This is a genomic window from Ruegeria sp. A4 (genome assembly GCF_056543025.1).
On sequence record NZ_JBQGAW010000013.1, the window covers coordinates 15228 to 29043 of the forward strand.

The window sequence follows — 13816 nt, forward strand, 5'->3', positions numbered from 1 at the left end:
CTAATATGCTGCGCCTATCTGCATTGCCAACTCAGCGGTAGCCCCAACGCTTTTGGGCGTGTCAGTCTCGTTTTCCTTTTCTTCGGCCGTCGAGTCACTTCCCGCATCGACAAGGCCTGAAATGTACGCGTGACAGTCATCGGCAGTAGCCACGAACACGGATTCGGACCCATTTCTTGCGTGAAACGGAACAAATTCAGAGCTTTCCTTCAACGTAAACTCAGGAGTGGACGTCGCATCCTGCCCATTCTCTGGCATAGAAACTGCAGTAATTCTCCTAAGAGTCTTAGCCAGTTCTGAGTTAGCTATCGATTTTGTCTCAACCGACCATGAGAGTTCAGAATATGAATCCCTAATAGCGGAGGATATCTCTGACCCTGCGCAATCCACAGCAAAGACATCGATCCAGCCTGATTTTTCCAGTGAGACGTCCAACGATTGCGCGCTCGAAAAGTCGCTTTCGTAGAGTTGCACAATCATATCGTTTGCAGTTTCAGCATAGGACTTCGAGATTCTATGCAGTTCGCGCACATCACTCTCCGAAAGCGAGCGGTGGGAAAAATTAGAATTACCGACAACGCGGGTCCAAACCTTGCTTTGAGCTTGTCCAGAACAGACGGTCAGGCAGGACCGCGCTGACAGCGTCCACCCGCCAACCTCGATTGTTGTCAATGGAAAGTCCAGGATCAATCCCGGGTCAAACCTAGCTGTAACATCTTCGTCTTCAGCACAGAAAACACGGGCATCAGATTTTGCTGCAAATGCTGTGGTTATCGCACTTAGATAGGCATCTTTTCGCGGAGCTATTTGAAGGCCAATTTTTCTAGCATCTCGGAAGGTGTTCACTATCTGCGCGCCAGATGTATCCTCGCCGCGCTTCTTGGCATTGATAATCGTTCCACTTCTAAATGACGTCGAAAGGAACGTGCACACGAGAAGAATCCTCAATCTAGCCTTGAAAAATATGATTTCGGTCAATTTAGCCAAAAATCAAGGCTGGTAGCAAGCTGGCAATTTCAAGATCAATTTCGATGAAGACTATGTCACCAGTTTGGCGTTTTCAGGATACTATGAAGAGCTATCGCAATCATCTGAACGGCAATATGAAATTCAGCTTCGATGTTTGGGCAGGCAGCAATTTTTCACTGCCTGACGTGCTGCTGAGCAAAACAGCCAAGTTCTCACTCACAATACCTTGCACGCCTGAGCCGTGATTTGGCTGCTGGAGTCTCCAAATGCCTGTATCGGCCCCCTGAGTACCTACGGCAGTCCAAAGCATGCCCAGCGGCAATTACAGCGGCACCTATGTCCTGCCCATCCGCGTAGCAGACACCTACCCAGCGGTCATAAGTGCGCTCACCGTTCAAATCGCAGGATATCGACTTACCGCGCAGATAGTTCACCATCCAGCGCTTTGCGTTCCGACCAGACTGTGTGCCTAGTTCTGGAGCGTCTACACCGTTCAATCGCACAGGCGTTCCATCAACGACGATTGTATCAGCGTCTCGCACATGCAGACTGGCGGCACTTGCGGAAGTTGCGAGGAAAAGTGCTAGAGCGGGCAAAAAGGTCTTCATTCTAATATTGATTCCGTATCAATCGCGTCTCGCAAACTTTATTTACAGACTAATACTTGAGTAGCAAACCACTAGAACCGAACGAAAATTCTTCCTTTTTTCCAATAATAACGTGGTCATGGACGAGAATACCCAAGGTGCTACAGGCGTCTTGGATACGTTCAGTCATAGTGATGTCTGATTTGCTCGGAGTCGGATCGCCGGACGGATGATTGTGAACGAGGATGATCGAACTGGCATTCAATTCCAGAGCACGCTTGACTACCTCGCGCGGATAGACCGGCACGTGGTCAACTGTGCCCCGCGCCTGTTCTTCATCGGCAATCAGAACATTCTTTCGGTCGAGATACAGAACGCGGAACTGCTCGATTTCACGATGCGCCATTGCAGTGCGACAGTAGGTCACCAAATCCTCCCATGATGACATAACGTCCCGCTTCATCACTTGCGCTTGCGCCATTCTGTGCCCAAAGGCTTCAACGACACGAAGATGATAATAGACCCAATCGTTAGCCCCTTCGACCTGTAGGACGCGATGCTTCGAAGCTGCAATCACACTGTTGAGGTCACCGAATTCCGCCAATAGGCGTTTAGCCAGCGGTTTGACGTCGATCCTGGGAATTGCGTTGAACAATAGAAGTTCAAGCAACTCGTATTCGGGCATCGGCTCATGACCGCCTTTTAGGAAGCGCTGCCGCAGGCGTTCGCGGTGACCCCAATAGTGTGGACGCTTTGCACCGTCATCACCTTTGACTAAGCCGCCCCCTGCTGCGTTCTTTGGCGATAGGCGGTCGCGGTAAACGTATCCGGGCGTGTGAGCCGGTTCGGTGATTGCTTCAGGTGGCGGTGTTCGTGCTTCCAGATCCTTGAGTCCTTGCATCGCGTCTTCTGAAAAGCCGTTCTGTCCATCAAATTTGACCAACTTGCCGAATCTCTTTTTGTCCCGGCTAATAACTTCCCTCAATTGGTCTAGTATCTGACTTTTCATCGTCGCACCCATTGCCTTCCTCTGCTGAACAACAATGGCGGCAGGTTGGTTAACTGATGGTAAATAGAGCAAGACCTGCCGTGCAGGTCCACCTGTTGATGCGGTGCCTACTAGATCCGCACCGCGCATGGGTCGCCGAATATAGCGCAATACACGACCGCCTTTACGACCCCGGCACCACCGACTTTGGAATGGATCACCCCGATTGGTTGCGCTTGCGAGAGCTGGACAAGTTGATTTGCACGACGCCTGCAACAACTCCCGAAGGTGCCGCCATACAGTTGGAGTTTGCACTGAGCGACGAAGCAAACATGGACCTAACGGGAGGCATTGCTGGCGACCTAGATAAACACGTTCTGCGCAATGTCTTGGCCACCCTGAAATCCCTTACCTGAGGGGGCGCAGAATGCACTGCTGGACAGAATTGATACCCAAAAAAGGCCCCAGACCAATACCTGTAGCGAGAAACCTTGAAGCGAACAGCATCATATTGGTAACAAAGCAAAAACGTTCGTTGAGTCGGAAGCAGCAAGTTGCACTTTGTTTACCTCCGCCGGGAAGAAAGATGATTTCGTATGATTGATGCGTTGTTCAAGTTATATTTTGCCGCCATAGGTTTGGTGATTGCATTCAGCGTCGCAGTTCTTGCCTACGCTGAAATTAGCCACGAGAACCTCAGAAACGCCTACTATGCTAATCACGGTTTGAGCTGCGGCCTAAAACTCTATTACTACGATTGGGGCGGCGCGGCGCAGGGAAACCCGACAAAGGATCAGGTTATGGAAGTCTGCAACTTCGACCCGGACCCCAGATTCTGAGTCCCATGTATTCCCCAGACACAGTAAAGTGGCGACCGCTTATCCGTTACAAGCGCAACCCACACCCTTGTGGCAGGTGTAGCTCCGATTGATGCAGCTGTTTCCACAAGCCTTACCCTTTCGGCACACCTTGCAACACGCTGCGTTGTACACCTTCGCGTCTTGCTTACTGTTCATAAGAGTCCAAAATGACTCTGTGGCTACTGGAATATTGCCTGGTTCTTTGGGCTCATTCTGAGCAAATGCAACTGCAGATGAAAGGACAAGAGCAGACAGGCTGAGTGAAATAAGTTGTTTCACAAACGTTCTCCGTTAACAATTTGCTACTCCTTGCACGGCAACGCGGAGCTTGGAAAAGGTATTTTCAAGGTATCTTTTTGACACTCGATAGCCCGCCTTTGCATGCAGTTTCAAATTGGTGCCGAGGTGCCGATATCACCAGCCGCCTGATAACGAAAAAAGGGCGCAGGGCGGCGGTTCTTAGCACACGAGTCGATTCCCACGTCAAATGCAGAAATTCACGCAATATGTCCCCCATTTGTCCCCCAGCATGAAATAGCGTCACGGGATAAGTGGTGCAACATCAGTGTAAGTAATTGATTTTAAAGTGGTGCCCCCACACGGACTCGAACCGCGGACCTACTGATTACAAATCAGTTGCTCTACCAGCTGAGCTATAGGGGCACTGGCTGTCGATTACTTCCTCTGGCAGTAGACTGCAAGCCTGAATTTTAGCCTAAACTTAGACATTGCCCGATTTCTTGAGAACGTGCAAAAAACGCTGAATTCATCCGTTGCAAATATCTCGCGAGTGGTAACGGACGCGGCTATGCAGAAAAGCCAAGGGGTAAAGGAAAAAATGCAGGTTGCCATCCACGCCGGTGTTGCCTTTTCGGATGAAGGGCTGGTGATGTCCTCGCTTGGCGCGAACAGGAGCGTACTGGCCAAATACCGAACTGCGGTTCTGGGGCCGCGGCGGTCCCGGCTATTCGTCAAAGTGATGTCTGACTCGATTCTGCAGGGTGTATCTGATGCAGACGCACGGAACAGATTGTCCGAGCTTGTTGCCGGAAACCAGAATCTGGACCGCGTGGTTGTGTCGAGCGACAAGTTCTTTGGCCCCAGGCGCACCGCGCTGCAAGACGGCCAGATCTATCCGTTTGCAGGGAATAGAACAGCCCATACGGACACTCTGCTGGACGGCGTGCAGGTTCAAGTGTTTGCAGGGCTGGTGAACCCCGGGGTTTTTATCCCAAAGATTCTGGCCTCGATCCATGAAGACCATCGGCGGGACATTCTGGCCAGCACGGATTTAAGCTGCCTCAGCTGGCTTGGCATGATCGAAGACCTGCGGGATCTTGCGCCTCAGGTTCAGCTCACCTTGTGGGAACACGAGAATTCCCCGCTTATCTGGGGCGATATCATCCGCGCCATAGCGGGACTGCCTGACGAGGCTGTGCTTCATGAAGAGTTTGCATTCCTGTCCTCCCTTTTGACAGAAGCCGGACAACGTCATGTATTGGACATCGTGAGAAAAGGGGACGCCATCGATCACGGCCGCCGACGTGAAGAGATGGCGAATATTCTGGACGAATACGCCCGGCCGGAGCAAATCGAAGAAGAGCTCGATTTACCGGGCTGGAATTCCGACATAGTTGAAGCGTTCACAGAGCTTTACGAACAGGATCTGGCCACGATCCGGTCCATGCCTGACGTTCGTTTTTTGCAAATCTGATCGGTTTGCGCAGTGCCGTTGGGTTGGGTGCACAAATTGCGCGAAGGAAGCTTTTCCACGAATCCGGCGTGAGGGCAGGAACGCAAGCATATTTGGGGCCCTGCTGAATATCAGGCAGCGAACTGGTGGTCTTGCAGCGACGTGTTGATACGGAAAATCCTGCCGGTCGATGGGTTTATCTTACAAACCATGGCCTTCGACCAAATTGATCATCCGGTTTGCAGCAGAATGGCATCAACTGACCGGTTCATTTGTTTGGCACAATTCATCAGGCAACTAAGTAATCTCGCAATATCCCGTTGAACAGTTCAGCTTTTTCCAGATGGGTCGCATGTGCAGAGTTTGGTATCACCGCTAGGTTTGCATTCGGAATGGATTGCCACAGCTGTTCCGTCTGACTCCATGGGTAGGTGCGATCACGATCCCCCCAGATAATCAGCGTCTTGGTCCTGATTGCCGGCAGGTTTTCAGCGCCGCTCCAGGAATGCATCGCATCCAAACCAGACAGCATGGCCTTCAGGTTGCTTTTCTGGGCTATCGTGGCGCAAAGCTCGTATTCCAAGGCGTTTTCGCGTTCGAGAAACCAGGTTGCCGCAATCCGCCGCGCCGTCACTTTTGGCCCGTCTGCACAGGCACGGGTTTTCGAAGTGTCGATGGTCTCAAACCGCCCGGGCAGCACTCCTACGGACCCGGTGCCATAAAGAACCAAACGGTCAACACGTTCGGGCGCACGGGCAACCATTTCCTGCGCGACCATTCCACCCATCGAGTGACCAACCAGGTGGCATGTCTCGATGTCGCGCATCTTCAGCTCATTCAGCGCCCAGTTCGCGAATCCCGAGATGCTGCAAAACGCGTCACGTTGCGCATTTTCGCCAAAACCCGGCAGATCCAGCGTGATGACATCGTAACCCCGCAAGGCCTCGACCTGCCGCTGCCATTGCCGACTGCCGCCAAGGAACCCGTGAACAAACACGATGGGTGTCATTTCCGGCCGCCCTGCACAATCCGATCGAGGATCATGGCACAGAACAGGATTGAGAACCCCGCAAGAATACCCTGGCCCACATTCGCGTATTGCAACGCTTCAAGAACATCCTCGCCCAGCCCTTTGGCACCGATCAGAGACGCAACAACAACCATTGCCAGTGACAACATGATTGTCTGATTGATCCCCGCCCGGATCGATGGGCTTGCCAGCGGCAAGTCGACTTTGGTGAGCAGATACCATTTGTTGGCGCCGAAACTGATCGCCGCCTCGCGCACGCTTTCGGGCACGCCACGCAAGCCCAGGACGGTCAGGCGCACCACGGGCGTACCACCGAAAATCATCGTGACCACGACTGCCGCCGGCTTGCCGACACCAAAAAACGCGATCACGGGGACCATGAAAACAAAGGCGGGCATGGTTTGCATGAAATCCATGATCGGCTGGATGAAAGCATAGAACCGAGGGCGACGCGCCGCGAACATGCCCAGTGGAATTCCGATGACAATAGACAGGCACGCCGCTGTCCCCAACAAGGCCAGCGTGGTCATTGCGCCCTCCCAAAAGCCCAAAAGCCCCATATAGGCCAGAAACGCGCCCGAGTAGATTGCCGTGCTGACGCCCGCAGTCAGCCATGTCAGCAGAATGATGAGACTGGCGATCACGATCCATGGCGTCTGCACCAAGATGACCTCAAGCGCGTCCAGCAGGGTACGGATACCGAATGTCAGCCCGTCAAAGAACGCTTCGCTGTTGCGCACGCACCAGGCGATGAAATCTTCCACCCAAGTGATGCTGGTCAGGCGGATATTGGGGTCTGTCGGGAAATGGCTGAGCAACGAGAAACGCCCCGGAAAGCTGTAATGCATCATCGCCGCAGCAACGATCAGCGCCATGAAGATCGCGCTGAACACGATCTGCGATACCGGCATTGCAGATCGGATTGAACGATCTGACAGCCATTCCGAGAAACGCGCCTCGAGCGCCCAGTTTGCCACCTGTGACTGAACAAGCTTGACGATGATCAGAATGATCAGGCCGGTCAGAACGATGTATGGCCCTTCAGCAGCCATTGCTTCGGCTTCGGCGCGGATGCCACCTATGTTTTCCTCGAGCGAGTCCACCGTTCGCTGATAGACGTCGATCTTGTCCGAATTGTTTTCGATGGCAGCGGCCAACTGCTGTCGGCGCAGCTCAAGCGTCCCTTCAATTGACGCGATGCGTTCCATTGCCTCGGCCGCCAGGTCGCCGAACAACCCGCGCGCGATCTGCACGTAGGCTATTGTTTCGAGGATCAGAAATGGCAACGCCCATGACCACAAGCCCCGTGCACCGAACCAGACCGGGCCAAACAACCCGGCCATCAGATTGAAAGTCGGCGTAAAGCGGGACGACGCGCCGATCTTGTCGAAGTTGCGGATGTAATAGTCGGGGCTGGTGCGAACAAAGGCTCGGATGTTTTCGCGCCGCTCTTCGGCATATGCCTGGGCTGCTTCGCTCTCGGTATCTTCCAGCGGGTTCACATCTGAAGAACTCATGACACTTCGGTTCCTTCGATCACGGTGCGCAACAGATCGGCACGGGTTATGACGCCAACATCCACGCCGCCGTCCTCCACAAGGATCGCGCTGTCGGTGTCGATTGCCAGATTGATCAGCGTGCTCAGGTTTTCGCCTTCATTCACACGCGGGGCGTCCGAGGGTAGAGGGCCATGGGTCGCGACATGTTCCGGTATGGGCCGCATGACGGCGTGGGCACGCACCACCTTGAGCCTTGAGATACCCGCCACGAAATCGGCGACATAGTCATCGGCGGGGTTCATGACGATGTCTTCGGCCGTTCCGATCTGCACCACCTTGCCGTCGCGCATGATCGCGATCCGATTCCCGATGCGGACGGCTTCATCCAAATCATGGGTGATGAAGATCGTCGTCTTTTTCAGGATTTTGCTCAGTCGAATGAACTCATCCTGCAATTGCCGACGGATCAACGGGTCCAACGCCGAGAACGGTTCGTCCATCAACAACACATCCGGGTTCGCTGCCAGTGCCCGGGCAAGGCCCACACGTTGCTGCATTCCCCCGGACAGCTCGTGGGCGAATTTCGATCCCCAGGCTCCGAGTTCGACGATATCCAGAATAGCCGCGGCCTGACGCATGCGTTCATTCTTGCTGACCTGCCGGATTTCCAGCGGCATTGCGACATTGTCCAGCACAGACCGATGCGGCATCAGCGCAAAGTTCTGAAAGACCATGCCAATCTTGTTGTTGCGAAACTGCTGAAGCTCTTTCGGGCCCAGGGCCATCACGTCCGTGCCTTCGATTTCGATCTTGCCTGCGGTGGGCTCCAACAGCCGGTTGAAATGGCGGACCAGAGTGGACTTCCCGCTGCCTGACAGGCCCATGATGCAGAATATCTCGCCCCGGTTGACCGAAAGACTGACATCCGCGACGCCGACAACGCAGTTGTATTCCGCCAACACCTGGGCTTTGTCCAATCCACGGTCGCGGATTGCCTGCAGCGCCACCTCGGGCCTGCTCCCGAAAATCTTCCAGACATTCGAGATTTCAATAACGGTATCGTCGCTCATAAGTCCCCCAGAGGTGCGCATCTGGGTGGCGCCGTCCATCGCCGCCACCCTGTTTGGGACGAGAGATCAGAGACCCAGCCAGGCGTCGACACGATCCGGGTTCGCTTCGACCCATTCACGGGCAACGTCCGCCGGGTCGCGGCCCTTGCCGCTGATCTCATAGGCGAACTCGCTGACATCATCCGCCGTCAATGCGAAATTCGCCAAGAAATCGGCAATCGCCGGAGAGCGCTCTGGCAGCGTGTTGGACCACGCAATCTGCACGTTCTTGAGGGCGTCCTTGGTCGCAACATTGGATTTGTTGTACCAGTCCGGGTCATCAGACGGTTGGACCATCACGTATTTTGCCGGGTCGAATTGTGGCTCGGTCAACATCTGGACGTCGAACATGTACCAGACGGCATGCGGCTTGTAGCAATAAAAGGCGTAGCCTTCGCCCTTGGCGATGCTGTCCTTGATCCGCGCGGTTTTCACGCTTTCCTCGGCACGTATCGGCTCAATGAAATCAAGTAAACCATAGTCGCGGGTTTTGACTTCGTTCACGTTGGCCGAAGCCCAACCCGGCGCGCCAATCCACATTTCACCTTTGCCATTGCCGTCACTGTCCATCAATGCGGCCACATCCGGGCGGCCCAGATCGGCGATGTCGGTGATGTTGTTGGCTTCACCAAAGTCTTTGCTGACGCAGAAACCCTGATTGCCCTCGTAGGGGTTCGATGACAGGGTGACGGTGCCCGCTTCGTCCACATACTTCTTGGTGAAGCTTTCCTGGTTGGGCAGCCAAACGTCGGGATGAACGTCGATATCGCCCTTGCCCTGATCCATCGCCTGAAAGATCGTGGCGTTGTTGCCGGGCACATATTCCACTTTGCCCCCGATGCGCATTTCCACGACTGCGCCCAGTACATGGGCAATCGCCTGGGCGCCGGTCCAGGATGGCACGCCGATTTTCACTTCTTCGGTTGCGAATGCCGGCACAGCGCAGACGCTGAGCGCAGCAGCCATCCCCAGCTTTTTCAGATTGGTTCTCATGGTCTTCTCCTCTGTTGAAATGCGCCGTGGTTCGGCGTCGTTCTTTCCGTTGTTCGATTTTCCCGTCGCGCAATAGGGGCGCGCCAACTTGCCTTTGGCGACACATTCGGACGGGAGGCTGAAAACAAGGCCAACCGCCACACCCTGCCCGGAAGTCTAGAACAGGAGCTTTTCCGAGAGCCAATTCGAACATTTCATCAAACTATTCTGTTTCTGCATAGTTTTCTGTACCCTTGCTGAAAATGCTCTTTCACAAGCGGGGACACGCTTTGGATCTGAATTGGCTACGCGATTTTGAATGCCTCGCCCGGACCTTGAACTTCACCCGTGCGTCTGATGAACGTAACATCACGCAATCCGCATTCAGTCGCAGAATCAAAGCGTTGGAAAGCTGGGTGGGGCTGCCTTTGGTCAATCGGGCAACCTATCCGGTTCAATTGACCGAGGCCGGCAAACAATTCCTGCCTGTTGCCCAGGCGGCAATTTCACAGCTGTCTGAATCCCGCCAATCCCTGCGGGACGCCGACCGGGGCGACAGTCGGTTCATCCGGTTTTCGGTTCTGCACACCATTGCGGTTAATTTTTTGGCAACCCGCATAGAAGAGTTGCAGAAACAGATCCCCGATTTGCGCACACGCGTCCTGTCCGATTCTCTGAGCACCTGCTGTGATCTTTTGGTCGAAGGCGCGGTGGATATCCTGCTGTGCTACTATCACCATACTGTCTCGCCCATGATCGACGAAACCGCGTTCGAGCGTAAGGATCTGTTGAAGGACCGTCTGATACCGGTGGCTGCCGCTCAGCCGGTGCGGACACTGGGTTGGGATTTGTCCCGGCAGGATGGCCCGCCGATCCCCTATCTGGCCTATGACCGATCGTCCTTCTTGGGCATGGTCGTTGAAAACACCGTTGACCGGAAACCCCAGAATACCGAAACGATATATGTCGATAGCCTGGTCGAAACGATCAAACGTAGATTGATGACCGGCAGCGGATTTGCCTGGATGCCCGAAACGTCGATCTCAGCGGAGCTGGATCAGGGCTTGCTGGTGCCGATCGGTGACGATGCATGGTGTGCGACGTTGACGATTTCAGCCTTTTCCAATCCGGCCAGTTTGGATCAGATCGCGCACCAGCTTTGGCAGCGTTTGTGACCGGACGGATTCGTTTTGGCGCACCAACCGGCCATTGAACGGAAGATGCGCCTTTACCTCGTATGCCGGTCCGTCTGAGAAAAACTGACGATCGCGCGGACCAGCAGATCAATCGTATCCACTGCATTGGCGTCATCCGCGACGCTGTCGGCAATGAGGGAGAATTCAGAGCAAGCGACAAACTGCAAGTCCGCCCCCGCCTTGACCAAGGCCCTTGAGGACGCTCGCAGAGTTTCGCGCGCCTTGTCGCTTTGACCGTTGACCTTGATCGCGCGGATCGCCTCCAGCATCGCGCCGTCATCCGTTGGCCAAACGGTTGACAGCCCGCGCGCTTGCAGGGCTGTTTCGAAAAGGCCAGTACGGCGCACCGCCGGAGAAGCGAGCACACCAACGCACCCCCCCTTCCCGAGTGTCCCGACGGCGTGATCCGCGGCCAGTTCAACCATGTTCAACAGCGGAACGGTCACGGCCTCGGTGATCGCCTTTGCATAGTGATGCGCCGTGTTGCAGGGCATTGCCAGCGCCATGGCACCGGCATCCTGAAGTCGTCGTGCCATGGCCGCCAGTGTCGGCCCCGGATCTTCGCCCGCCCCTTCGATCAGATGCGCGATCCGCGACGGGACCTGAGTGTTCATGTCGATCAAAAGCGGAATGTGGTCCCGGTCGTCGCTCACCGGCACGGCCTCGACCAGCTTGCGCTGGAGGAGGATCGTTGCCTCGGGGCCCATGCCGCCAAGAATGCCGATGGGGCGATGCGTCATTGCTCAGATATTCACCCAGCGGTCTTTGTGATCGAAGGCAAAGTCATACCCCGCCAAAGCCGCCGCGCCGCCCGTGTGAAGGAAAACGACCCGCTGGTCTTTGAATTCGCCTTTGCGCGCCAGACCGATCAGGCCCGCCGCACCCTTGGCCGAATAGCAGGGATCCAGAAGGATACCTTCCAATTCGGCAAACATCTGGATCGCTTCGATGCCGCTTTCCGTGGGCAGGCCATAGCCTTCGCCGACATAGTCGGTATTGGCCACGACATCTTCACGCTTTACCACGCCCGCGCACCCCAGCTTTTCGGCCGTCTTGCAGGCGAGGTCGTACACCATCTGTTCCTGCTTTGGCCGAGGGGCCCTTGTCCCGATGCCAAGCACGGGCACCTGCGCATTCATGGCGCACATTCCCGTCACCAAACCTGCCTGCGTACCGGACGACCCTGTTGCATGTACCAGCCGGTCAATCCGCAATCCGCTGTCATTGGCCTGACCCAACAGTTCAAAGGCCGCGTTTACATAGCCCAGCGCCCCGGTCGGGTTCGAGCCGCCGCCGGGAATGACATAGACATTGCGGCCTTCTGCCCGTTTCTTCGCGGCAGTCTTTTCCATTTCGCCCGGCATATCGTGCCCCCCGGGAAACTTCTGGGTGGTCGCGCCGTGCAAGTGATCCAGCAGGACATTGCCGTTTGTATTGTAGTTGCCATCTTGATAGCCGGTGCGATCTTCCAGAAGAATATGGCAATCAAGGCCCAGCTTGGCGGCAAAGGCTGCGGTTTGTCGACCGTGGTTGGTTTGGGTGGCACCTTGCGTCATCACCATGTCGGCGCCCTGTGCTTCTGCTTCGGCCATCAGGAATTCCAGCTTGCGGGTCTTGTTGCCGCCGGTTGACATGCCGGTGCAATCGTCGCGCTTGATCCAGATTTCCACCCCCAGTTCTTTGGAAAGCCGCTTCATCGGTTCAAGCGGTGTCGGAAGATGGGCGAGGTGAAGGCGGGGAAAGCGCGCAAGATGCATGTCACAATTCCTAATATTGATTTTCGTCAATTTACGCTGTGTGTTGCCGCTCTGCTAATTCGAAATTCAGTATGTATGTTGCAAAAATTGCATATTAGTAAGGCCTGCGCTATCTGGTTCACATGCGTTTGGAATGGATCGACGACATATTGGCCGTGCTGGACAGCGGATCGCTGACGCGCGCTGCCGAAAAACGGCTGCTGACCCAATCTGCCTTTACCCGTCGGGTGCGGCTCATCGAAGGCAGTATCGGTGCGACCCTGTTTGATCGTCGCCGCAAACCCGTATCCCTGATGCCGGGCGTTCAGGCGTTGGAACCTGAACTGCGCGAGCTGAGCGCGCGTCTGCACAAACTGCGTCACAGTTTGAAAACAGAAAGCGATCAGGCCAGCCAGTCTTTGTCGCTCGTGTGCCAGCATGCGCTGACGACAACCGTCTCGCCGAAAGTGGTCCGGATGTTGACCGAAAACAGCGATATCTCGGTTCAGGTGCGATCGGGGAACCAGGATAAATGCCTGTTGCAGCTGATCTCGAAAGAAGTCGATTTCGCGATCATGTACGCGGCATCGGACGGCGGGGTGCAGAACCTTGAAAGTGCGTTTGAGGCGAAAACGCTTGGTGCTGAGACATTGATCCCGGTATGCGCACCTGCAATGCGCCGGGAATTGGATTGCAAGACCATTCCTGCGATTGTCTACCCGCCTGATGTCTTTCTTGGGCAAGTGTTTTCCCGATTGATTGCACCGCGTTTGCCCGACGAAACCAGACTCGTGGCCAAGGCCGAGACGGCCCTGACGCTGGCGATGCTGCATTATGCCGTGAATGAAATCGGCGTTGCCTGGTTGCCCTATTCTTTGGTCGCCACGCCGCTTGCTCAGGGACAGCTTGTAAGCGTTGAAGACGCCCTGCCTGCGCAGGCGCTGACAATAAGAATGGTCCGTTTGGCCGAAGCGAAGCCAGAGTTCAGTGAATTGATTTGGCAACGTCTTGCCGGGCAATCGCAAAGCTTTTGGTTGTCGCAGGATCAAAGCGACGACGCGACCTGAGCCGTTCACCGAAAAAGGTGCCGGGTCTGCCGATCAGCGTCGGAAGAATACGCAACGGAATAGTGGCAAAACCGGGCAGGATGTATCTAACCTGTGCTGAAATGACAGCA

At 55.1% G+C, this 13816-nt stretch carries 15 protein-coding genes and 1 tRNA gene; 6 read left to right on the top strand and 10 right to left on the bottom strand.

The features are described 5' to 3' along the window. On the bottom strand, window positions 1–978 hold the full coding sequence (locus tag ACR0E2_RS19835) for a hypothetical protein (protein ID WP_480447639.1): 978 nt from the start codon (window positions 976–978) through the stop codon (window positions 1–3). Window positions 979–1070: 92 nt separating this feature from the next. Here ACR0E2_RS19835 and ACR0E2_RS19840 point away from each other — a divergent pair, with 92 nt between their 5' ends. Then, window positions 1071–1214 (top strand): hypothetical protein, encoded by a 144-nt coding sequence (locus ACR0E2_RS19840; protein ID WP_480447666.1) that lies wholly within the window; start codon window positions 1071–1073, stop codon window positions 1212–1214. Here ACR0E2_RS19840 and ACR0E2_RS19845 read toward each other — a convergent pair. Together ACR0E2_RS19845 and radC are read right to left on the bottom strand one after the other, a co-directional pair. Further along, the gene (locus tag ACR0E2_RS19845) at window positions 1182–1577 is read right to left on the bottom strand and encodes a thermonuclease family protein (RefSeq protein ID WP_171330287.1); all 396 of its coding nucleotides are present in this window, start codon (window positions 1575–1577) and stop codon (window positions 1182–1184) included. The two genes, ACR0E2_RS19840 and ACR0E2_RS19845, sit on opposite strands and share 33 nt — an antisense overlap. A gap of 49 nt (window positions 1578–1626) precedes the next feature. After that, window positions 1627–2565 carry a RadC family protein gene (gene radC, locus ACR0E2_RS19850; protein ID WP_480447665.1) on the bottom strand — a complete coding sequence of 313 codons (939 nt, stop codon included), beginning with the start codon at window positions 2563–2565 and terminating at the stop codon, window positions 1627–1629. A gap of 191 nt (window positions 2566–2756) precedes the next feature. Between radC and ACR0E2_RS19855 the strand changes: the two genes are divergently transcribed. Together ACR0E2_RS19855 and ACR0E2_RS19860 are read left to right on the top strand one after the other, a co-directional pair. Continuing rightward, entirely contained in the window at window positions 2757–2960 is a 204-nt protein-coding gene (locus tag ACR0E2_RS19855; protein WP_480447640.1) for a hypothetical protein, read from the top strand. A gap of 180 nt (window positions 2961–3140) precedes the next feature. Beyond that, a complete protein-coding gene (locus tag ACR0E2_RS19860; RefSeq protein ID WP_480447641.1) occupies window positions 3141–3383 on the top strand; it encodes a hypothetical protein in 243 nt (80 codons plus the stop codon). 608 nt (window positions 3384–3991) lie between these two features. Here the strand turns inward: ACR0E2_RS19860 and ACR0E2_RS19865 are convergent. Next, window positions 3992–4067: transfer RNA gene (locus tag ACR0E2_RS19865), tRNA-Thr, on the bottom strand. Between the two features lie 145 nt (window positions 4068–4212). Here ACR0E2_RS19865 and ACR0E2_RS19870 point away from each other — a divergent pair. Beyond that, entirely contained in the window at window positions 4213–5118 is a 906-nt protein-coding gene (locus ACR0E2_RS19870) for a hypothetical protein (RefSeq protein WP_480447642.1), read from the top strand. 268 nt (window positions 5119–5386) lie between these two features. Here ACR0E2_RS19870 and ACR0E2_RS19875 read toward each other — a convergent pair whose 3' ends face one another. From ACR0E2_RS19875 to ACR0E2_RS19890, 4 genes are all read right to left on the bottom strand, one after another. Next, entirely contained in the window at window positions 5387–6106 is a 720-nt protein-coding gene (locus ACR0E2_RS19875; protein WP_480447643.1) for an alpha/beta fold hydrolase, read from the bottom strand. After that, a complete protein-coding gene (locus ACR0E2_RS19880; RefSeq protein WP_171641806.1) occupies window positions 6103–7644 on the bottom strand; it encodes an ABC transporter permease in 1542 nt (513 codons plus the stop codon). Before ACR0E2_RS19880 ends, ACR0E2_RS19875 begins: the two co-directional genes overlap by 4 nt. After that, the gene (locus tag ACR0E2_RS19885) at window positions 7641–8696 is read right to left on the bottom strand and encodes a quaternary amine ABC transporter ATP-binding protein (protein WP_480447644.1); all 1056 of its coding nucleotides are present in this window, start codon (window positions 8694–8696) and stop codon (window positions 7641–7643) included. Before ACR0E2_RS19885 ends, ACR0E2_RS19880 begins: the two co-directional genes overlap by 4 nt. A gap of 66 nt (window positions 8697–8762) precedes the next feature. Continuing rightward, entirely contained in the window at window positions 8763–9728 is a 966-nt protein-coding gene (locus ACR0E2_RS19890; RefSeq protein WP_480447645.1) for an ABC transporter substrate-binding protein, read from the bottom strand. A 269-nt stretch (window positions 9729–9997) separates the two neighbouring features. Between ACR0E2_RS19890 and ACR0E2_RS19895 the strand changes: the two genes are divergently transcribed. After that, entirely contained in the window at window positions 9998–10882 is an 885-nt protein-coding gene (locus tag ACR0E2_RS19895; protein WP_171230771.1) for a LysR family transcriptional regulator, read from the top strand. A 53-nt stretch (window positions 10883–10935) separates the two neighbouring features. Here ACR0E2_RS19895 and cuyB read toward each other — a convergent pair whose 3' ends face one another. After that, window positions 10936–11643 carry a cysteate racemase gene (cuyB, locus tag ACR0E2_RS19900; RefSeq protein ID WP_480447646.1) on the bottom strand — a complete coding sequence of 236 codons (708 nt, stop codon included), beginning with the start codon at window positions 11641–11643 and terminating at the stop codon, window positions 10936–10938. A 3-nt stretch (window positions 11644–11646) separates the two neighbouring features. Beyond that, entirely contained in the window at window positions 11647–12660 is a 1014-nt protein-coding gene (gene cuyA, locus ACR0E2_RS19905) for a D-cysteate sulfo-lyase (protein WP_480447647.1), read from the bottom strand. A 122-nt stretch (window positions 12661–12782) separates the two neighbouring features. On the opposite strand from cuyA, the gene ACR0E2_RS19910 reads away from it, so the two are divergent. Then, window positions 12783–13706 (top strand): LysR family transcriptional regulator, encoded by a 924-nt coding sequence (locus tag ACR0E2_RS19910; RefSeq protein ID WP_480447648.1) that lies wholly within the window; start codon window positions 12783–12785, stop codon window positions 13704–13706. Window positions 13707–13816 lie beyond the last annotated feature (110 nt).